Origin of the sequence: Collinsella sp. LCP21S3_A9, assembly GCF_052118785.1 — a bacterium.
GTDB lineage: Bacteria > Actinomycetota > Coriobacteriia > Coriobacteriales > Coriobacteriaceae > Collinsella.
In genome coordinates, this window is sequence record NZ_JBQKGN010000011.1 from 1 (window position 1) to 20,826 (window position 20,826).

Consider the following 20,826-nt stretch of genomic DNA (forward strand, 5'->3'; position numbering starts at 1 on the left):
CACTCGACGCGGGCGAGCTCGGAGACCGCCGAGGCGGTGCAGCGGACCGCCAGCCACGCCACCCAGTCCTCGAAGTCGCGCGTGAAGCGCGCCCCGTGCCGCGCCCAGGGGACGGCCTCGGTGCGCACGCCGTGCTCCGGGCAGCGCACCCTGCAGGGCGCGTACTCCAGGTAGCAGGCCGAGCGCGCCAGGTCCATCGCCCTCCACAGCCTGGGGGCCCCGCGGTTCGCCATGTCGTAGAAGTCGCAGGCCCTGCCGCATACGGGGCAGCGGCGCTGCTCGCGCTTGTAGGGCCGGACGCTCACGACGATGCGCTCGGCCTCGATGCGCGCGCCCAGGACGACCGTGCGGGCCAGACCGAGGGCGAGAAGTAGTAGACTCTTCATGCGTCACACCTCTTCGGTTGTCTGAATTTGGCTTAGCAATCATAGGCGGATGACGCGGAAACGGCCCCTCCCGGGGCCGTTTCAGTTCCAGATCGTTGTTTTCGCCCGCTGAGCTGGGCCTATGCCGGAATCTCTCCCACAGAAACCACCGAAGAGCCAAGTTTTTTGTGGACGACGGATTTTCCGGCGTGAGTTTTGAGCGCGAGGGGCTGCAAGCGATGTTGCAGGAAGTGGAAGCCGGACGAGTGGCGACGGTCATTACCAAAGACCTTTCCCGTCTTGGCAGAAACTATCTGAAAACGGGCGAACTCATAGAGATTGTATTTCCCGAAAACGGAGTACGCTATATCGCGATCAACGACGGAGTTGACACAGCGCGGGAGGATAACGAGTTTACCCCCTTGCGGAACTGGTTTAACGAGTTTTACGCCCGCGACACAAGCAAGAAAATCCGCGCAGTTAAACAGGCACAGGCGCAAAAAGGCGAGCGCGTCAACGGGGAATATCCATACGGCTATATCCCAGACCCGAACAACCGCCACCACCTTATACCCGACCCGGAAACCGCGCCGATTGTCAAACAGGTTTTCGCTATGTTTGTTAGCGGCGTGCGTATGTGCGAAATCCAAAAATGGCTTGCGGAAAACAAAGTCTTGACGATTGGAGCGTTGCGCTATCAGCGTACAGGACAGGCGCGGTATCAGCGGGCAATGATCGCCCCCTATACTTGGCCGGACAAAACGCTCTATGACATATTAGCAAGGCAGGAATATTTAGGGCATACCATAACCGCGAAAACTCACAAGGTATCCTACAAGTCGAAAAAGACCCGGAAGAACGAAGAAGAACAACGCTATTTCTTCCCAAACACCCATGAGCCGCTTGTTGACGAGGAAACCTTTGAACTTACGCAAAAGCGGATTGCTACCCGCCACCGCCCGACAAAAGCACCGGAGATTGATATTTTTTCCGGCTTGCTGTTTTGCGCTGGTTGCAGACATAAGATGTATTACCAACAGGGCGTAAATATCGAGCCGCGCAAGTTTTCCTATTCTTGCGGCGCATGGCGCAACAGGGCAAGGACAGGCAGCGAGTGTACCTCTCATTATATCCGCAAAAACGTACTTCTTGATTTAGTGCTGGAAGATATGCGGCGGGTTTTGCGGTATGTTAAGGAACACGAACAGGACTTTATCTGTAAAGCTACCGAGTACGGCGACATGGAAGCGAGAAAGGCATTAGCGCAGCAGCAAAAGGAACTTTTCAAAGCACAGGCGCGTATGACCGAACTTGACACGCTTTTCCGCAAGCTGTATGAGGACAACGCATTAGGCAGACTGACAGATGAACGGTTTGTGTTTCTAACTTCCGGCTATGAGGACGAAAAGAAATCCCTTGCCGCAAGGATAGACGAGTTACAACAGCAGATCGCAACCGTTACCGAGCGAAAAAGGGATATATCAAGGTTTATTCAGATTGTCGGGAAATACAGCGACATACAGGAATTGACCTATGAAAACGTCCATGAGTTTATCGACCGTATTTTGATACATGAATTAGACCGGGAAACCAACACCCGGAAAATCGAAATCCATTATAGCTTTGTCGGACAGGTTGATACCGAGCAGGAGCCGACGCAAGTTGTCAACCATGACCGCCGTAACATGGTTGATGTAAAAAGTATCGCTATCTAACCCCAGCAAACGGCAGGCCCCGCCGACCGATTGCAAGCGGTCGGCGGGGCCATTGTGGCTCTTGACAGCGGATTGGGTCATATGAGCGAAAACCCGCCAGAGCGAGCAAGGTGCCTTGAAGCAAGGCGGCATAGACCTTCTGGTCATGCCGCCGAAGCTGAAAGGCAGATTGCCGCTCTGGCGGGTTTGCAGCGTCAACCTGTTACACGGTTTGGTAAAACCGCGTAACTACAAGGCATTCGCGCAGCGCTTGCAGATATGCGCGTGACCGTTGTACTCGCCGACGGTGGTGCGATAGTTCCAGCAACGGTCGCAGCACTCGCCCTCGGCGGCCTCAATAGCGACGGAAAGCTCCTCGCCCTGGGTTAGCTCAACATCGGAGACGATGTAGAACTCGGCCAGATCGACGGCCTTGTCGCCGGTCAGCAGCGCATACATCTCGGCGGGAACGACCGCCTTGACGCGGACCTGCTGGCTCTTGGTGAAGGTGCCGGCGGAGCGGGCATCCTCAAGGGCCTTGGTCACAGCGCTACGGAGCTCGAGCGAGGCCTCGAGCACGCCCTCGAACTCATTGGCCTCGTCGACCGTGATGGGCGACTTGTACCAATCGAGCAGCGCGGCGTACTTCTGGTGATCGACGCAGCCGGCGGGCGCATAGGCCATGGCCTCGTCGACCGTGTAGGACAGGATCGGCTGCAGGTCGCGCATGAGCATCGAGAAGAGCTCGGCCAGCACGGTCTGGGCGCTGCGGCGCTCGAGCGAGCCGGGCTTGTCGCAGTACAGGCGGTCCTTCAGGGCGTCGAGGTACACGTTGGAAAGCTCGGTAACCACAAAGTCGTAGAGCGCACGGTAGGCGCGCGGGAACTCGTAGCTGGCGTAGGCGTCGTCGACCTCGGCCTGGACCTGGGTCAGACGGGCAACCATGAGCTTGTCGAGCGGCAGCAGGTCGGCAAAGGCGACGCCGTCGGTCTCGGGCTCAAACTGACCCTCGAGCTCGGAGAGCAGGAAGCGCAGCGTGTTGCGGAAACGACGGTAGGCATCGGACGTACGAGCAAGGATCTCGTGGTCGATGGAGACGTCGGAGCTGGTATCGACCGAGGCGACCCACAGGCGGATGATATCGGCGCCCATCTCGTCGCAGACCTTATTGGGGTCGATGACGTTGCCGAGCGACTTGGACATCTTGCGGCCCTGGCCATCGAGCGTGAAGCCCTGCGAGACGACCGCCTTGTACGGAGCGTGGCCGTTGGCACCCACCGAGGTGAGCAACGAGCTCTGGAACCAGCCGCGGTGCTGGTCGGAGCCCTCGAGGTACACATCCGCCGGGTACTCAAGCTCGGGGCGATACTCGCAGACGGCCTTCCAGGACACGCCGGAGTCCCACCACACGTCGAGGATGTCCTTATCGGCCTTGAGGTGATGGCCGCCGCACTTGGGGCAGACGCAAGCCTCGCCCAGGTAGCTCTCGGGAGCGTCGGTGAACCAGGCGTCGGAGCCCTTCTCGTGGAAGAGCTTGATGACGGCGTCGAGCGTGGCGTCGTTCATGACCTTCTCGCCGCAGTCGGCGCAGGTGTAGCTGGGGATAGGCACGCCCCAGTTGCGCTGACGGCTGATGCACCAGTCGGGACGCTGCTCGACCATGGCACCGATGCGGTTGGCCGCGTGGGCCGGATACCACTTGACGTTCTCGCGGATCTCTTTGCCAGCCTGCTCGCGCAAACCGGTCTTGTCCATCGAGACAAACCACTGGTCGGTAGCACGGAAGAGCACCGGGTGCTTGCAGCGCCAGCAGTGCGGATAGCTGTGCGTGATCTTCTTCTCGAGGACCAGGGTGCCGCGCTCGCGCAGGAACTCGATGATGTGCGGATTGGCCTCGTCGGTATCCATACCGCTGAAGCGGCCACCGGTACCAAACTCCTCGCCGGTGTAGAACTTACCGTCGTCATCGACCGGCATGCAGATATCGGTGATGCCCTCCTTGAGGCAGGCGAAGTAGTCGTCGACGCCGTGGCCGGGCGAGTTGTGGACGATACCGGTACCGTCATCGACGCCGACGTAATCGGCCAGCAGTGCCACGCCCTCGACACCGTCAAAGATCGGCTGCTTGTAGTGGATGTGGTGGAAGGTCTCAGCGGGAACCACATAGGGCTTACCGTCGACCATGACCGGGGTGTACTCCCAGCCAAACTCCTCACAGCACTTGGGAGCCAGGTCCTCGAGCATAACCTCGGCACGGCCATCGTGCTCAACGGCAACATAGGCGGCGCCGGGCTTAAGGGAAACGGCCTGGTCGGAGGGGATGGTCCACGGCGTGGTCGTCCAGATGATGAAGTCAACCGGGCCGTCGAAGTTCTCGAGACCGGCAGGCTTAGTGGTCATCTCAAAGCGCACGAAGATGGACGGGCTCGTCTCGTCGGAGTACTCGATCTCGGCCTCGGCCAGCGCGGTGTGACAGTGCTTGCACCAGTGGACGGGCTTATGACCGCGATAGATCATGCCCTTGTCGAACATGGCCTTGAAGACCTCGATGTCGGCGGCGTCATGCTGGTGATAGAGCGTCAGATACGGGTTGTCCCAGTCGCCAAGCACGCCCAGGCGACGGAAGCCGGCCTTCTGCAGCTCGATGTTCTCGACAGCGAACTTATTGCAAAGCTCGCGGATCTTAGCCGTGGAGGTCTGGTTGAACTTCTCGGTGCCGAGCTTCTCCTCGACCTTGTGCTCAATCGGCTGACCGTGGCAGTCCCAACCGGGGACATAGGGAACCTCATAGCCCTGCATCATCCAGTAACGGTTGATCATGTCCTTAGAGATCTTGTTCATGGCGTGGCCGATGTGGATCGGGCCGTTGGCATACGGAGGGCCGTCGTGCAGCACGAACTTCTTGTGACCCTTGTTCTTCTTTAGAACTTGCTCGTAGACCTTGTTGTCCTGCCAGTCCTTGAGTCGCTTGGGCTCGGACTTGGAAAGACCGGCACGCATGGGAAAACCGGTCTTGGGCAGATTCATCGTCTGCTTGTACTCGTTTGCCACGGTACCCCTTTCTTGTCATGGGCGCGCACGCCCTCTGGGCACCAAAAAAGCGCCCGTCCCTGCAAGCTGGGACGAAGCGCCACAAGACAGGCAGTCTGCCCGTAAAAGCTCTTCGCTTAACCACCCAGCTTAGATGCCCTCGCCCGCGTCGCCGCGCGCTCGCATCCGTTACTCGGCTGGCCTGTATCGACGACCATCTCGGCGATATCTACTAAGACGTGCCTGCGCGGCACGTCCGTTGGGACCGCAGCTCCGGGGTGATTTTCATCGGTCGCATGCACGGGTTCTCAGCGCTCCCCGCTCTCTGTAGCATGCGGACGGCCGACTACTCGTCCCCATCAACGCTTATGCGGAGTATGCTAGCACGTTCCGCGCCGACGAAAAACCCTCAACACTGGTTTTATACGTTCGAAATTTCTCGCGGATGTGGGCCTTCTCTAGGAGCAAAATACCTGAAAGCACTTTATCGGACGAAAGAAGGTTGCTATGCGCACGATCGGAATGAGCGACTATACCGTCGGCGAGGACTGCTTCGACGAGCTGCCCGGCGCGCTGGCCGAATACGGAGCGACCAAGGTCGCAATCATCGGTGGCAAGCGAGCACTGGCTGCAGCACTTCCCGGCATCGAAGCCGCGCTGGCAGGCACCGGCGTCGAGGTTCTGGAGACGCGCGTCTACGGCACCAACAGCACACGCGCCAATATCGCCAAGGTCGTAAACTCCCCCGCCTGCCAGGAAGCCGACGTGCTTATCGCCTGCGGCGGTGGCAAGGCGCTCGACACCGTGAAGACCGCAGCCATCGAGCTCAAGAAGATCGTCTTTACCGTGCCGACGATTTGCTCCAACTGCTCCGCCGCGACCGCCATTGCCGTTGTCTACAACGACGACGGCTCGCTCGAGGGCTATTCGTACCCCAACCGCCCCGCGCACATCTTCATCAACCCCAAGATCATCGCCGAGGCACCGGCAGAGTACTTCTGGGCCGGCGTAGGCGATGCCCTGTCCAAGCAGCCCGAGGTCGAGTACGCCACGAGCGCCAGAAATTTGGAGCACACCGCCGGTCTTGGCCTGGCACTCGCCCACACCTGCTCCGAGCCGCTGTTTACCTATGGCGTCCAGGGTCTTGAGGACGTGCGCCAGGACCTGTCGAGCGAGGCCGTCAAGCAGATCGCGCTCGACATCGTGGTCAACACGGGATATGTCTCGAACCTGACCAACCAGAACGATTACTACTACAACTCGAGCGTGGCACACGCGTTCTACAACGCCACTTGCAGCATTCCGCGTGAGGGCACCTACCTGCACGGCGAGGTCGTAAGCCTGGGCGTGCTCGTGTTGTTCGCCTACACGGGCGACACCGAGAACCTTGAGCGCTATGCGGCCTTTAACAAGCAGATGGGCCTGCCCGTGACGCTTGAGCAGGTCGGGCTTTCCGAGGCCGATATCCCTGCCCTGTGCGAGTACGCGCACGCCACCAACGAGTGGAAGCAGGGTAACCCCGAGCCCTTCACCGACGAGAAGTTCGCCGCCGCCATCAAGGCAGCCAACGCCTACGGCCACACGCTCCTCGCCTAACCTACCAAAAAGGGACAGGTTTATTTTGGCAGGTTTTATCTGGGCAAACGCCATTTCTAATTGGTGAAATAGTTTATCTCGACAGCAAATGGGGTAGCCATTCAAATGATGGCTACCCCATTCTTTTGCTATTCCAACATGCTCGGGTCAAATTCACTTGCGGGAATCACGCGATACCCGTGGTGCAGGAGCAGGTCGACGAAGACACCGTTGCCCGCGGTGAGCGTGCCGCTAAAGGTGCCATCGTAGACGCGACCTGCACCGCACGAGGGACTACGGTCCTGCAAGACGCACGCGGCGATCTCTTCCGGCCCACCCGCCTGCTCGCACATGTCGAGTGCGCGCTCGGCACCCAGGCGAAACTCGCGATCGACCGAGGCGCCCTCGTAGGTACGGACTTCGCCGTTCACAATCTCGGACGGCTTGCGCGGTGTGGGCAGGCCGCCAAAAACCTCAGGGCACACGAGGAGCACCTCGGTTCCCGTGCGCTCACAAGCCTCGACCAGCTCGCGATGGTAATTATCGAGCCCGTTATACTTGCAGCTCTCGCCCATCAAGCAGGCACTTACCACGATCTTCATATACAACCCTTCCCAAGCAAAACGCCCCATTTGAGATGGACACTCAAATGGGGCGATTGACACTGCGCAACTAGTATTACTGCTGCTTTGGCATCAGCGGATTCTCACGCGTGAGGAGATTCATAAACTCCTCGCCCGTGATCGTCTCCTTCTTGTACAGATAACGAGCCAGCTCGTGGAGCTTAAACTTGTTCTCCTTCAGGATCTGCAGGGCGCGGTCGTGCGCATCCTCGATCAGCTTGGCGACAATCGCGTCCACGCGCTCGGCCGTACCGGGGGCGCAGGTGAGCGACGTATCCTGGTTAAGGTACGCGTTCTGCACGGTACCGAGCGCCATCATGCCAAACTCATCGGACATACCAAAGCGCGTCACCATGTTACGGGCGAGCTTGGTGGCCTGCTCGATATCGTTGGCGGCGCCGGTCGTCATCTCGCCAAAGATGAGCTCCTCGGCTGCACGGCCACCGCAATAGACGGCGAGCTTGTCCAGGATCTCCTGGCGCGTGGTCAGGAAGCGCTCGTCCTCCTCGACCTGCATGGTGTAGCCCAGAGCACCGCTCGTGCGCGGCACGATGGTGATCTTCGTGACCGGCGCAGAGCCCTTCTGGCGAGCGGCAACGATGGCATGGCCGATCTCGTGGTAAGAAACGACCTGCTTCTCGTGGTCGGACAGCACCGTGGACTTGCGCTGCTGACCGGCGATGACGACCTCCACCGACTCCTCAAAGTCGTCCTGCGTGGCGCGCTTGCGACCCTCGCGGACGGCACGCAGGGCGCCCTCGTTGATAATGTTGGCCAGGTCGGCGCCCGAGGCACCGGGCGTGGCGCGGGCAATCGCGGTCAGATCGATCGGCGGCTGCGTCTTCACGCTCTTGGCGTGCAGCTCAAGAATGTTCTTACGGCCGGTCAGGTCGGGCAGCTCAACGGGGATGCGGCGATCAAAACGACCGGGGCGCAACAGGGCCGGGTCAAGGCTGTCGGGACGGTTGGTGGCAGCGAGGACGACGATACCCTTGTGGTTATCGAAGCCGTCCATCTCGGTCAGCAGCTGGTTGAGCGTCTGCTCGCGCTCGTCGTTACCACTAAAGCCGCCGCCGTCACGCTTCTTGCCGATGGTATCGATCTCATCGATAAAGACGATGCACGGGGCCTTTTCCTTGGCTTGCTTAAACAGATCGCGAACCTTGGCGGCGCCGCGGCCGACGAACATCTCAACAAACTCAGAGCCCGAAATACTAAAGAACGGCACGCCAGCCTCGCCGGCCACAGCCTTGGCAAGCAGGGTTTTACCGGTACCCGGAGGACCGACAAGGAGGGCACCGCGCGGCAGCTTGGCGCCAATCTCCTCGTAGCGCTGCGGCTTCTCCAGAAAGTCGACGACCTCCTTGAGGGACTCCTTGGCCTCTTCCTGGCCAGCAACATCCTTAAAGGTCACGCCCACGTCCTTGGAGGCAATCACGCGCGCGCCGGACTTGCCCAGTCCACCGCCGCCAAAACCGCCGCCGCCAAAGTTCATCGACGGGCCGTCATCACCCATGGCCTTCTTCATGCGGCGGTTGAGCCACCAGCCGATCAGGAAGAAAATCGCCATGGGAAGAATGAGGGTGAGCAGGTAGTAAGTCATCAGACCCGAGTTCTTATCGGGAACGACCGACTCAAGCGAGGCGCCAGATTCAAGCACGCGATCGGTAAAGCCCGCATCATTCGGCACACCGGTCGTCTTGTAGGCGATGTTCTCGTCCTCGCCCTTCTTGGTGTAATAAATCGAGTAATCGTCCGTGTTGTACTCGACCTTATCGACGCTCTTCTTGTCGAGCGCTTTGACAAACGTCGAGTAATCGGTCTTCGTAATCTGCTGCGTGTGACCGATGTTGGGGAACAGAACGGTCGAGAGCACGAGGTAGACGACGAAGGCGATGAGCACGTAGAGGATCATATTCCGTCTACGTTTGTTGTCATCCATCTCCATCTGCTTGAACTCCATCTACTGGGGTTGATAATGCTAACTAGAATACCCAACCCGGCCGGCGATAAACCGACACCGGGCACGAAAGGACAGAGATGGCATCACTGGAAGTCGGCAAGGTTCAAATCTATACGGGCGACGGCAAGGGCAAGACGACGGCTGCGCTGGGGCTCGCGCTGCGCGCCACGGGCTATGGACTTAACGTGCTCATGCTTCAGTTTGCCAAGAAGCTGCACTGCGCCGAACATGACGCAGCTCCTCGATTGGGGCTTTGCATCGTACAAGCCGACCGCGACACGCCCGAAGCCTGTGCCGCACAGATCATGGAGCTGGCGCGCGAGCAGATTAGCCAAGTCGACGTGCTGATCTTGGATGAGCTGGGAGAAGCCATGCGACGGGGCTTTGTGACGCGCGAAGATGTCGAAGCGTTGATCGCGATGAAACCAACCACCACGGAGCTCGTGCTCACTGGCCGCGGCTTGCTGCCCCTCGCCGACCTTGCCGACCTCGTAACCGAAATGCGCCCCGTCAAACACTACTTCGACGAAGGCCTCCTAGCCCGTCAAGGCATCGAATACTAATTGATCCAAAGGGGACGGAGGAAAACGAATCATCGACATCACCACGGAGAGCAATGATCCGTTTTCCTCTGTCTCATACGGATCATTAGGCAGTAGCGCGGCCTAGCCAGTTGCCGCTGTGGTGGTAGATGGTGAACATCGCGGCCGTGATGAGCCAGGTTACGGGGTAAACCAGCAGCAGGAGCTCAAGCGACGGATCGAAAGGCATGATCGCAAACACCCAGATCACCCTGAGCACGACGGTGCCGAAAATCGTGAGAATCATGGGCTGCAAGCTCACGCCGGCACCGCGAATGGAGCCCGACGCGTTTTCGATAATCGAGAAAATCGCATAGAACGGCGCAATAAAATGGATGATGGTCGTGGTGTAGGCCGAGATCGAAGCATCGTCGACAAACAGACGCGACAGAGGACCCGAGAACACCAGCAGCACGGCAGACAGGCCACCAATGAGCATAAACGACATCACGAGCGACGTATGGTAGCCCTTGCGCATGCGCTCGTAGTTGCGCGCGCCAAAGTTCTGTGCCGAAAACGTGGTGATCGACACGCCAAGCGCCTCGGTAACCATCCAGACAATGCCATCTAAGCGGCCCGAAAGACCCCAGGCCGTGGTGACATCGGCACCAAACGAGTTGACCGACACCTGAATCAAGACGTTGGAAATCGAATACGCAGCAGACTGAAAGCCAAGCGGCAGACCACACGAGATCATGCTCTTGCAAATACCAGGATCAATGCCGAGTTTGGACAGTGAAAGCCGCCACGCACCCGGTGCGTGCATCATGCGAATCACGATCATCGTGGCGTTGGAGCAAATGGTCAGCGCCACCGCGATGCCGCAGCCCAGAGCCTCCATATGCAGCACGGCAACAAAAATGATATCCAGTACCACGTTAACGAGGCAGCCGGAAGCGATGATCACGGCAGGGCCACGCGTGTCGCCCACGGCACGCAACAGCGCGGTGCCCATATTGAGCAGCAGCGCCGCAACCATAGCGGCAAAATAGCAACGAGCATAGGCCACACCCTCGGCCAATAGTTCATGCGGCGTATTCATAAGCACCAGCATGGGCTCAACGAACACTATGCCCAGAATCGAGACGACGATACCGCCCACCAGAGCGAGCGACATGGCCGTATGGACCGAACGACTCAGTCGCTCATCATCGTGCTGGCCAAAATACTGACCCGTAATGACAGCACAGCCGGCGCCAACACCGACGCAAAAACCGATGCAGAGCTCCGTGAGCACCATCGTGGCCTGGATGCCGCCCAACGCGAGCTTGCCGCCAAACTGACCGACGATATAGGTACCGATAAGCGTGTAGGCCTGCTGAAAAAACGAACTAAAAAAGATGGGAACGCACAGCGAAAGCAACTGCTGCCAAATAACACCCTGTGTTACATCGATAGCCGTAGATTTCTTAGCCACACGCCCTCCCCACCAGCGCACGTCAAACAACAAAACGTCAATTTTATGACCAAAGCCGACACCAGCTTAGCACCGACCGGCGTCAACCGAAACACACGGAATCAGAGCCCGGTGCAAAATATCTGCCTAGTGATACAGTCCCGGCTGGTAGTGATACTCGTTGCTCACGTGCGGACACAACTGCCAAAAAGCGACAGCACTCGCCGCGGCCACGTTGAGCGAATCGACCCCATGCGCCATCGGAATACGCACAGCCCGGTCACAGCCCGCGATGGTCTTGGCGCCCAGGCCGGCGCCCTCGGTGCCCATAAAGATCGCCAACCGGTCAATCTCCCGCAACGCGGGATCGTCCAACGACACCGAATCATCCGTCAATGCCATGGCGGCACACGAAAAGCCGGCATCGTGCAGCGCCGCCAGCCCATCATGCGGCCATACGCGCGCCTCGCTGCCAATGCGCGTCCAGGGCACCTGGAACACCGTGCCCATGCTCACGCGGGCCGAGCGGCGGTACAGCGGGTCACAGCAAGTGGGGCTTACCAAAATGCCATCGACATTCAACGCTGCCGCCGAGCGGAAAATCGCACCCACATTAGTATGGTCGACAATACCCTCGAGCACGCACACGCGCACCGGGCGCTCACCCGCCACCTCGACGACGCCGCCCAAGAACTCATCAACCGGAATCTGACGCGGGCGACGGAACGCCGCGAGCGCACCACGCGTCACGTTAAAGCCCGTCAACTGCTCCATGAGCTCCATGGAGGCCACGAACACAGGAACCGGACCTGCGCCCTCGCGTACAACCAGACGCTCGAACAGCGGCATCATCTGATCGAGCCAGCGCTCACCCAAAAGAAAGCTCACCGGCTCGTATCCGGCACGCACCGCGCGCTCGATGACCTTGGCGCTCTCGGCGATAAAGATGCCCTTTTGCGGCTCCAGCACGCAGCGCAGCTCGCGCTCCGTCAGTCGCACGTAGGCGTCGAGCCGCTCATCATTAAGGGAATCGATTCGCAGCACCTCAACGGCATCAGTCATAGCAGCCAGCCCGTACCCTTCTTTACAGCACATCTATACCAAACGAGGCGACGCTAAGCGCCGCCCCATGCATTCAATCAACCCGGTGATACCGTTCACGCCAGACGATTTAAGCATCAACGCGACGATATGTCACGAACTCATAATCGAGGCCTTCGTCGCCCTCGCCCGCGGCAATCGTGGCAACCCCGTCGCGCCGCGCAACTTCCCACGCGGAATCGGCGTCCAAGTCGGGAAAGTACGTATCCACGTCATGTACGCAATGGTTATGCGTGACCTCGGCCTCCACGCAGTACGGCAAAAATTGCCGATACACCTCGCCGCCACCGATCACCCAGGCAACGGGCTCATCGGCAACCGCGGCGAGCGCCTCATCGATACTATGCACCACGTCGACGCCCTCGGGAGCAAAGCCCTCGTCGCGTGTGAGCACAATGTTGCGACGGTTCTTGAGCGGACGCCCGCCGGGAAAACTCAGCAGGGTCTTGCGTCCCATAATGACCGGGCAACCTTTGGTGCACGCCACAAAATGGCGCATGTCGGCACGGTTGGACACGACCATGTCACCCTCGCACCCAATGCCCCAGTCATCGCACACGGCGACAATGGCAGAAAGCTTACACGTCATGCGCGTCACCTACACCGCAATGGGGATGTTCTTGACCTGCGGGCCGTGCTCATAGCCCTCAACGATCAGATCATCAGTCGTAAACGCGTAGAAATCATGCACATCGGGGTTGAGCGTTACCTTAGGAGCCGCAAACTGCGGACGCTCGATAAGCTCGCGGACGATATCGACATGACGGTCGTAAATATGGGCATCGGCGATCACATGCAGCAACTCGCCAGCGATCATATCGACCGACTGCGCGACCATCATCAGCAAAATGGCGTACTGGCACACATTCCAGTTGTTCGCGGCCAAAATGTCCTGGCTGCGCTGGTTGAGAATCATGTTGAGTGTTGGCTTATCGTCCTGCGGGCGCTGCGTGACGTTATAGGTCACGCTGTAGGCGCACGGATACAGGTGCATCTCGGACAGGTCGCTAAACACGTACGTATTGGTCATGATGCGGCGGCTGTACGGCGTGTGCTTAAGGTCGTACAGCACGCGGTCCATCTGGTCAAAGTCACCCTCGGCATAATGGCTCTTCTGCCCAATCTGATACCCATAGGCCTTGCCGATGGAACCGGTCTCGTCGGCCCACTCATCCCAAATATGACTGTTGAGGTCATGCACGTTATTGGACTTCTTTTGATAGATCCATAGAATCTCGTCCATGGCAGATTTGAGGGCCGTACGACGCAGGGTAAGCGCCGGAAACTCCTCACGCAGGTCGTAGCGTGCCGTGACACCAAAGTTTTTAATGGTATAGGCAGGGGTGCCGTCCTCCCACACCGGACGAACCTTTTGGCCCTCGGTAGTGGTGCCATGGTCCAGAATATCGCGGCACATGGCTACAAACTGTTGATCAGCTTTGCTCATTGACCCTCCTGTCAGTCGCCTATAAGCGATTTTTATTGTAGCCCAGGCGCGCAACATCGAATTGCACACTTGGAGCGGCACACGCAATGCACGGCAGTACGGCGCCGCATTCGCAAATGCTGCACCTTTAGCTTTTTTGACATATGCCAAAAATAGCTTGAAGGGTTTCGTATACGCGCTATCCTATTGTTGACATATGTCAGATTTGGAGAGTGTATGGCAGGAAGACGTGAAAAATTGCGCCGTGTTGGGATCATTCCCGAATATCGCGGCTTTACCCCTGACGGCCTTGCCAGCGGAGACGCCATCGACATGACGGTCGATGAGCTCGAAGTCCTACGGCTTTGCGACCTGGAAGGCCTCAATCAGGAGGCCGTCGCCCAGCAAATGGGCATCGCCCGTGCCACCGTGGCGGCCATCTGCAGCCGCGCGCATCGCAAGGTGGCAAACGCGCTGGTCAACGGGCGAGCACTTAGTATCGAGGGCGGCAATATCGCATACTCCCCTACACCTACGACGACGGCCATATGGCCAGCAAAGGAGGTCGGCACCATGAGGGTGGCAACGACGTACGACAACGGCAACATCTTTATGCACTTTGGCCGCAGCGAGCAGTTCAAAATCTATGACATCCAGGATGGCAAGGTGCTCAACGAGCAGGTCGTAGGCACCGGCGGCACTGGTCACGGCGCCCTAGCGGGTCTGCTCGCCAACGGTGGCGTCGATACGCTCATCTGCGGCGGTATCGGCGGCGGCGCCATCAACGCGCTCACCCAGGCAGGCATCACGGTCTATGCGGGCGCCCAGGGCAGCTGCGACGCCTGCGTCGAGGCCCTCATTGCCGGCACGCTCGCGCAGACCGGCGAGGCCACCTGCGACTGCCACGGGCACGAGCACGCCCACGAGCATGGCGAGTCCTGCGGCTGCCACGGCCACCACGACCATGAAGGGCACGAGGGCTGTGGCTGCCACTAGTGGCAAGCACCTCAACGTCAACACGCTTCCGCGCGTGAGAAAACCTGCGAACGAACGGCGAAGGCCGCCTGGAGTACCATCCAGGCGGCCTTCGCCATACTCGACTCAACCAGTCGTTACTTTTTATTACGCATCTGCGCTTCCATCTGGCGCAGCAGGTCCATATCGGACTTGGGACCACCTGTTCCCATGCCACCCAGGCCACCCAGGCCGCCCATGCTGCCCAGGCCCATGGCATCCAGACCGGGAATATTGGGCATGCGCATCTTTTTGCCTTTTTTACCCTTCTTGCCCTTCTTGCCGCCGGCTTGCGCCTGGTTGGCCATCGAGCGCATGCGGCCCATCATCTTGTTCATCTCGCCCCACTGCTTCATAAGGCTGTTGACCTCGGTGGGGGTCACGCCGGCACCCTTGGCGATGCGGGCGCGACGCTGGCCGTTGATGATGGAAGGACGCAGGCGCTCCTCCTTGGTCATCGACATGATGATGGCCTCGTTCTTGTCGAAGATGCCCTCATCAAGGTTGCCGCCCATCTGGTTGAGCGCGCGCTGGCCGCCGGGAAGCATGCCCAGAATGCCCTTCATACCGCCCATCTTCTTGACGGCCTTCATCTGGTCGAGCATGTCGTTCATGGTAAAGCCCTCGCGCAGCATGCGCTCGGCAGCCTCGAGCTGCTCGGCATCGGCTGCCTCCTGGGCTTTCTCGATAATGCCGACGACGTCGCCCATGCCCAAGATGCGCTTGGCCATGCGATCGGGATAGAACGGCTCCAGCGAATCGGGCTTCTCGCCCATGCTCACGAACTTGATGGGCTTGCCGGTCACCTGGCGCACCGAAAGCGCGCCGCCGCCACGGGCATCGCCGTCGAGCTTGGAGATGATCACGCCGTCAAAGTCGGTGCGCTCGGCGAAGGTCGAGACAACGTTGACGATATCCTGGCCGGTCATGGCATCGACGACCATCAGCACCTGATCGGGCTTGACGGCCTTCTTGATGTCCACGGCCTCCTGCATCATCTGCTCGTCGATCTGCAGACGACCGGCGGTATCGACGATGACCACATCGCGCAGGTGGTCGACGGCCTCCTGGATGGCGCCCTTGGCAATATCGACCGGGTGCTCGCCGTCACCGCGGAAGACCGGCACGCCGATCTCTCCACCAAGCGTGGCCAGCTGGTCGGCAGCGGCGGGACGGTAGACGTCGCACGCGGCGAGCAGCGGCGAGCGGCCCTGCTTCTTGAGCAGGTATGCCAGCTTTACAGCCGCCGTGGTCTTACCGGAGCCCTGCAGGCCCACGAGCATAATGACGTTGGGAATGCGGTTGCTAAAGACGAGCTTGCTCTCGGTGGAGCCGAGCATCTCGGTGAGCTCGTCGAGCACGATCTTGACGACGTTTTGCGCCGGAGTCAGCGATTCCATGACCTCGGCGGTCATGCAGCGCTCCTTGGTCTTGGCGACAAACTCCTTGACGACCTTAAAGTTGACGTCGGCCTCGAGCAGCGCCATGCGAATGTCGCGCATGGCCGAGGTGATATCGGCCTCGGTCAGCTTGCCCTTGCCGCGCAGGCGGTCAAATGTGTCGTTGAGGCGATCGCTCAGAGAATCAAACACTGGTCACTCCTTAGTTGGACTCGCCCACCAGGGCGCGGCAGAAATCTTTGGCATTAAACTCCTGCAGGTCATCGACCTGCTCGCCCACGCCCACGCGCAGAATTGGGAGCTTGAGCTTCTCGGCCACGGCCATGGCGATACCGCCCTTTGCCGTGCCGTCGAGCTTAGTCATGATAATACCGTCCAGACCCAGCGCCTCATTAAACTCGAGCGCCTGGTTCAGGCCGTTTTGGCCCGTCGCGGCATCGATCACGAGGACGACCGAGACGGGCATGGGGCCGGCGGCCATATTGGCGGCGCGCTTACGCGTCACGTTGACCACCTTGGCAAGCTCGCGCATGAGCTCGGGGCTCGTGTGAAGACGACCGGCGGTGTCGATGAGCACCAGGTCGCTGCCGCGCTTATCGGCCTCGTCGAGCACGTCGTAGCAAACGCTTGCCGGGTCTGAGCCGCGGTCGCGCTTTATGACGGGGACGCCGGCGCGCTGGCCCCACACATCGAGCTGTTCGATGGCGGCAGCGCGGAAGGTATCGGCCGAGCCGATCACGACGTTCTTGCCGCGGGCGGCCATGGCGCTCGCGATCTTGCCGACCGTAGTGGTCTTGCCGGCACCGTTGATGCCCACAAACAGCACGCAGCTCGGCGTGTCGGCGAACGGATCGCGCTCGACGGGTACAAAATGCTGCTCGAGCTGCTCGGCCAGGGCCCGACGGAGTTGCGGGGCGGTCTTGAGGTTCTTCTTGGCCGCGGCATCGCGCAGGTCGTCGGAGACCTGGATGGCGACCTCGGCACCCATGTCACCCATGACGAGGGTGTCCTCTAGGTCCTCCCAAAAATCCTCGTCGACCTCGCCGCCAAAGTAAAAGACCTCGTTGAGGGCCTCGCGGCTGCGCTCAAGTCCGCGCGAGAGAGCATCGAAGAATCCCATTATGCATTCACGACCTTTCCGGTTTCGCGATCGAGTTTTTGCGAGACGACGCGACTGACGCCGTCAGCTTGCATCGAGACGCCGTAGAGGACGTCAGCGTCCTCCATAGTACGGCGCTGATGCGAGATAACCAAGAGCTGCGTATCGGAACGCAGCACGTCAAGCGCGCCGATGAGCTTGGACAGGTTGGCGTCATCGAGCGCCGCCTCGACCTCGTCCAGCACATAGAACGGCACCGTACGCGTGCGATACACGGCAAAGAGCAGGGCGAGCGCCGTCAGGCTCTTCTCGCCGCCCGACATGAGCATCATCTTGGTGATACGCTTGCCGCGCGGCTGCGCCACGACCTCGATGCCCGTCTCGGCCGGATGCTCAGGGTCGGTCATCTCCAGATGCGCCTGGCCACCCGGGAACAGCATGGCGAAGATCTCGCGGAAGTTCGCATCGACCTTCTCGAAGGTCACCAGGAAGGCTTTGCGCATCTTGCGGTCGATGGCCACGGTAATCTTGGTGAGCGCCTTGCGCGCGCTCTCCAGATCGGCCAGCTGCTCCTCGATGTAATCGGCGCGGCGCTTGAGCTGCTCGTACTCCTCCATGGCAACCTGGTTCACAGGGCCCAGGTTGTTGATCTGGCGCACGAGCTGGTTGAGCTCGCGCTCGGCGGCGTCGCGATCGGTGGGAGCAGGAAGCATGAGCGCTTCCTCAAGCACCGTGGTGCCATCGGCGGTAATGGCCTTGATGGCCGCCTCTACCTGCACCTCGAGCTTGCCGCGCGCGACCTTGAACTCGTTTTGTGTCGCCGTGGCGGCATCGACCCGCTCCTTGGCGCGGGAGACCTCGGCCTTGGCATCCTCGATGGTTTTCTTGAGCGAAGCCGAGTCTGCCTCCTCGAGTGAGGCCTGGTCACGCAGGCGCGCAGCCCAATCAGATGCACGCTCCAGCAGGGCCGAATAGCGCTCGTGCATGGGATCGACACGCAGGCGCAGCAGCTCGAGCGAGCGCGAAGCCTGACGTGTTCCGCGGATACGGCGGTCAATGCCCTCCAGGCGATGCTCCAGATCGGGCACGCGGCCCTTCAGCGAACGCAGGCGCTCGCCCGTCTGGGCCAGGCGTACCTTGGCATCGGCGAGCTTACCGGCTGCCTCGGAATCGTCACGGCGCACGCGATCGAGCTCGTCGTTGGCTTCGGCAATCTGGAGACCCAGGTCGCTTGCCTGCGCACGGGCCTCGTCACGCGAACGGGTGAGCTCGTCAACGCGCGGGCGCGCGGCGTTCACGGCCTCCGCCGCCTGCTCGCGGCGCCTGGAGATGCGCGCACGCTCGACCTCGGCGTTGTTGGCGCTTTGCTCCAGGCGGCCAATCTCGGAGAGCAGCGAGCGGCGCTCGCCCTCAAGACGGGCGATCTCGCCGGCGGCATCACCCTCGGCGGCACGCGCCTCCTCGACGGCCGCATTGGCCTCGATAACCTGGTTCGACACATGCTCAAAAACGGCAGCCAAATCGGGCTCCAGGCCTTCGAGCTCGCGAATGCGGCGCTTCCGCTCCAGGGCACCCGAGGCCTCGCCGGCATCGAGCCCCACGCGCACCAGGCCACCAAAGCTCACGCGAGCGCCATCGGGCGTCACATAGGTCACACCGTCAACGACTGGTGCCGCCAGCGCACAAGGCAAGTCATCGACCACGTAATAGCCGCCGAGCAGTGCCTCGACAATCGGGCCATAACCGGCACGCACGGACAGGCGATCAACCAGACGCGAACCGGCAGCGCCCTCGGCAGCAGCAGAGCCGCTCACACCACGTGCCACCAGCAGTGCCTCGCCCGAGGCCTTCTTTTGGTCCAAAGCCGCACGACCGGCACGCTCAAGCGTGGCGGCGTCATCAAACAACAGGGCATCGATATCGCCGGCAAGAAGCTGCTCGACCAGGCCCTCAAGCTCACGCGGCGCCTCGAGCACGTCGCCCAGACGGCCCGTTACGTCATCGCCCAATGCCCCTACCAGACGGCTCACCAACGGCGAGCTGTCGGCCATACGGGCATCGAGCTTCTTTTGGCTCGCAAGCTCAGAGCGCACCTCGGACAACTTGTTGCGCGACTCGCTCTCACGGGCGCGCAAGTCCTTCAACGCCGCACGGGCGACCTCGGTGGCCTGGCGCGCATCGGCCTGAGCTTGGCGAGCCTGATCGAGCGCGCCGTCGAGCTCCTCGGCGCGGTCGCGACGGCTCTCGAGCGAGGCCGTGACCTCCTCGAGCTGCTCGTCAATCTGCTCCAGGCGCGAGGCGTACATGTTGTCCTCGACCTCGGCATTGCTCAACGAGTCTTTCACCTTGGCAAGCTCGAGCGCAGCCTTGTCGGCCACGCGCTGCACATCGCGTTGCTCGCGCGTAAGCTGCGAAATCTGATTGTCGAGCGCAACACGGCGCTCGTGGAGCTCGGCGGCGGCAGGGCCGGCGGCGTCAACGTCGTCCTGGGCCTGCATGTGCGCACCGGTCACTTCCTCAAGCTGGGCACGTGCATCCTCGAGCTCCTCGACCACGCGACGACGCTGATGCTCGGAGCTCGAAATCTGGCCGCGCATATCGGACAGGCGCGACACCATATTGTGGCCCTTTTCCTCGAGCAGGCGCATATCGGAGTTAATACGGCCGACCACATCTTGCATATGACGGCGCTGCTCGCCCAAGTCACCCACAAACAGGCCCTTTTCCTCGAGCATCACCTGGAGTTTCTCGAGCTCGCGCTCCTTTTCGCCCAAGCGGTACTGCGCAAGCTCCAGCTCGGCGGCACCCTCTTTGGAACGGCTCTCCAGATCGTTCCACTGCGACTGCAGCGAACGAAGCTCGTCAACGGCCAGCATCTGCGTAAGCTCGTTCGCGCGCGAGGACAGCTCTTTGTACTTGCGCGCGCGATCGACCTGACGCTCCAACGGTCGCAGCTGACGGGCAATCTCCTTATTGATGTCGCGCGCACGAGTAAGGTGCTCGTCCATCGACTTAATCTTTTTGAGCGCACGCTCCTTGCGGCGCTTGTGCTTGGAAATGCCGGCAGCCTCCTCGATAAGGACGCGGCGCTCCTCGGGACGGCTCTGCAAAATGGCATCGAGCTTGCCCTGGCTGATAATGGAATGCGTATCCTTACCCAAGCCCGAATCGTGCAAAATGTCCTGGATATCCATCAGGCGGCACGGACTCGAATTGATGAGGTATTCGCTCTCGCCCGAACGATACATGCGGCGGGTGATGGCAACCTCATCAAAGTCGACAGGCAGCACATGGTCCGAGTTATCGAGCACCAGCGTGACCTCGGCAACGCCCACCGGCTTGCGCGCCGACGAGCCCGAGAAGATGACGTCCTCCATGGCCTGGCCGCGCAGCTGCTTGGCGCTCTGCTCACCCAGTACCCACAGAATCGAATCGGAGATATTCGATTTTCCCGAGCCGTTAGGACCGACGATGACGGTCAGGCCCGGCTCAAACGTCATATGGGCGCGGTCGGCAAACGACTTGAACCCTTTGAGCGTAAGGGACTTGAGATACACGG

15 protein-coding genes are annotated in these 20,826 nt (G+C 60.4%); 4 read left to right on the forward strand and 11 right to left on the reverse strand.

Annotated elements, in window-relative coordinates:
* The coding region (locus ACTQ05_RS05945; protein WP_441538321.1) for a helix-turn-helix domain-containing protein at positions 1-386 on the reverse strand (386 nt) is incomplete at its 3' end.
* A 95-nt stretch (positions 387-481) separates the two neighbouring features.
* Here ACTQ05_RS05945 and ACTQ05_RS05950 point away from each other — a divergent pair.
* Positions 482-2,080: a DUF4368 domain-containing protein gene (locus ACTQ05_RS05950; protein WP_441538323.1), complete on the forward strand. Its 1,599-nt coding sequence runs from the start codon at positions 482-484 to the stop codon at positions 2,078-2,080.
* Positions 2,081-2,308: 228 nt separating this feature from the next.
* Here ACTQ05_RS05950 and ileS read toward each other — a convergent pair whose 3' ends face one another.
* Complete coding sequence (ileS, locus tag ACTQ05_RS05955; protein WP_441538367.1) at positions 2,309-5,086, reverse strand: isoleucine--tRNA ligase; 2,778 nt, start codon at positions 5,084-5,086, stop codon at positions 2,309-2,311.
* Between the two features lie 510 nt (positions 5,087-5,596).
* Here ileS and ACTQ05_RS05960 point away from each other — a divergent pair.
* Complete coding sequence (locus ACTQ05_RS05960; RefSeq protein WP_441538325.1) at positions 5,597-6,685, forward strand: iron-containing alcohol dehydrogenase family protein; 1,089 nt, start codon at positions 5,597-5,599, stop codon at positions 6,683-6,685.
* 128 nt (positions 6,686-6,813) lie between these two features.
* Here the strand turns inward: ACTQ05_RS05960 and ACTQ05_RS05965 are convergent, their stop codons facing one another.
* Together ACTQ05_RS05965 and ftsH are read right to left on the reverse strand one after the other, a co-directional pair.
* On the reverse strand, positions 6,814-7,266 hold the full coding sequence (locus tag ACTQ05_RS05965) for a DUF523 domain-containing protein (RefSeq protein ID WP_441538327.1): 453 nt from the start codon (positions 7,264-7,266) through the stop codon (positions 6,814-6,816).
* A gap of 76 nt (positions 7,267-7,342) precedes the next feature.
* Positions 7,343-9,235, reverse strand: a complete 1,893-nt coding sequence (gene ftsH, locus ACTQ05_RS05970; protein ID WP_195838531.1) for an ATP-dependent zinc metalloprotease FtsH — start codon at positions 9,233-9,235, stop codon at positions 7,343-7,345.
* Positions 9,236-9,327: 92 nt separating this feature from the next.
* On the opposite strand from ftsH, the gene ACTQ05_RS05975 reads away from it, so the two are divergent.
* Positions 9,328-9,813 (forward strand): cob(I)yrinic acid a,c-diamide adenosyltransferase, encoded by a 486-nt coding sequence (locus tag ACTQ05_RS05975; protein WP_154515476.1) that lies wholly within the window; start codon positions 9,328-9,330, stop codon positions 9,811-9,813.
* Between the two features lie 85 nt (positions 9,814-9,898).
* Here the strand turns inward: ACTQ05_RS05975 and ACTQ05_RS05980 are convergent, their stop codons facing one another.
* From ACTQ05_RS05980 to thyA, 4 genes are all read right to left on the reverse strand, one after another.
* On the reverse strand, positions 9,899-11,248 hold the full coding sequence (locus ACTQ05_RS05980; RefSeq protein ID WP_441538329.1) for an MATE family efflux transporter: 1,350 nt from the start codon (positions 11,246-11,248) through the stop codon (positions 9,899-9,901).
* Positions 11,249-11,374: 126 nt separating this feature from the next.
* Positions 11,375-12,289 carry a TrmH family RNA methyltransferase gene (locus ACTQ05_RS05985; protein WP_427719619.1) on the reverse strand — a complete coding sequence of 305 codons (915 nt, stop codon included), beginning with the start codon at positions 12,287-12,289 and terminating at the stop codon, positions 11,375-11,377.
* A gap of 109 nt (positions 12,290-12,398) precedes the next feature.
* Positions 12,399-12,917, reverse strand: a complete 519-nt coding sequence (locus tag ACTQ05_RS05990; RefSeq protein WP_441056725.1) for a dihydrofolate reductase — start codon at positions 12,915-12,917, stop codon at positions 12,399-12,401.
* Positions 12,918-12,926: 9 nt separating this feature from the next.
* On the reverse strand, positions 12,927-13,775 hold the full coding sequence (thyA, locus tag ACTQ05_RS05995; RefSeq protein ID WP_154515464.1) for a thymidylate synthase: 849 nt from the start codon (positions 13,773-13,775) through the stop codon (positions 12,927-12,929).
* A gap of 216 nt (positions 13,776-13,991) precedes the next feature.
* Between thyA and ACTQ05_RS06000 the strand changes: the two genes are divergently transcribed.
* Positions 13,992-14,750: a NifB/NifX family molybdenum-iron cluster-binding protein gene (locus ACTQ05_RS06000; protein ID WP_441538332.1), complete on the forward strand. Its 759-nt coding sequence runs from the start codon at positions 13,992-13,994 to the stop codon at positions 14,748-14,750.
* Between the two features lie 116 nt (positions 14,751-14,866).
* On the opposite strand, the gene ffh is transcribed toward ACTQ05_RS06000, so the two are convergent.
* From ffh to smc, 3 genes are read right to left on the reverse strand one after another with little or no spacing between them, the layout of a single operon-like run.
* Positions 14,867-16,360 (reverse strand): signal recognition particle protein, encoded by a 1,494-nt coding sequence (gene ffh, locus ACTQ05_RS06005; protein WP_441041149.1) that lies wholly within the window; start codon positions 16,358-16,360, stop codon positions 14,867-14,869.
* Positions 16,361-16,370: 10 nt separating this feature from the next.
* The gene (gene ftsY / locus ACTQ05_RS06010) at positions 16,371-17,288 is read right to left on the reverse strand and encodes a signal recognition particle-docking protein FtsY (protein WP_271807278.1); all 918 of its coding nucleotides are present in this window, start codon (positions 17,286-17,288) and stop codon (positions 16,371-16,373) included.
* On the reverse strand, positions 17,288-20,824 hold the full coding sequence (smc, locus tag ACTQ05_RS06015; RefSeq protein WP_441538334.1) for a chromosome segregation protein SMC: 3,537 nt from the start codon (positions 20,822-20,824) through the stop codon (positions 17,288-17,290). Before smc ends, ftsY begins: the two co-directional genes overlap by 1 nt.
* Positions 20,825-20,826: the final 2 nt, after the last annotated feature.

Excerpts from the sequence above, each read along its gene's own strand:
- ileS (WP_441538367.1), bottom strand. The coding sequence starts at position 5,086 with ATGAATCTGCCCAAGACCGGTTTTCCCATGCGTGCCGGTCTTTCCAAG.
- ACTQ05_RS05960 (WP_441538325.1), top strand. The coding sequence starts at position 5,597 with ATGCGCACGATCGGAATGAGCGACTATACCGTCGGCGAGGACTGCTTC.
- ACTQ05_RS05965 (WP_441538327.1), bottom strand. The coding sequence starts at position 7,266 with ATGAAGATCGTGGTAAGTGCCTGCTTGATGGGCGAGAGCTGCAAGTAT.
- ftsH (WP_195838531.1), bottom strand. The coding sequence starts at position 9,235 with ATGGAGATGGATGACAACAAACGTAGACGGAATATGATCCTCTACGTG.
- ACTQ05_RS05975 (WP_154515476.1), top strand. The coding sequence starts at position 9,328 with ATGGCATCACTGGAAGTCGGCAAGGTTCAAATCTATACGGGCGACGGC.
- ACTQ05_RS05985 (WP_427719619.1), bottom strand. The coding sequence starts at position 12,289 with ATGACTGATGCCGTTGAGGTGCTGCGAATCGATTCCCTTAATGATGAG.
- ACTQ05_RS05990 (WP_441056725.1), bottom strand. The coding sequence starts at position 12,917 with ATGACGTGTAAGCTTTCTGCCATTGTCGCCGTGTGCGATGACTGGGGC.
- thyA (WP_154515464.1), bottom strand. The coding sequence starts at position 13,775 with ATGAGCAAAGCTGATCAACAGTTTGTAGCCATGTGCCGCGATATTCTG.
- ACTQ05_RS06000 (WP_441538332.1), top strand. The coding sequence starts at position 13,992 with ATGGCAGGAAGACGTGAAAAATTGCGCCGTGTTGGGATCATTCCCGAA.
- ftsY (WP_271807278.1), bottom strand. The coding sequence starts at position 17,288 with ATGGGATTCTTCGATGCTCTCTCGCGCGGACTTGAGCGCAGCCGCGAG.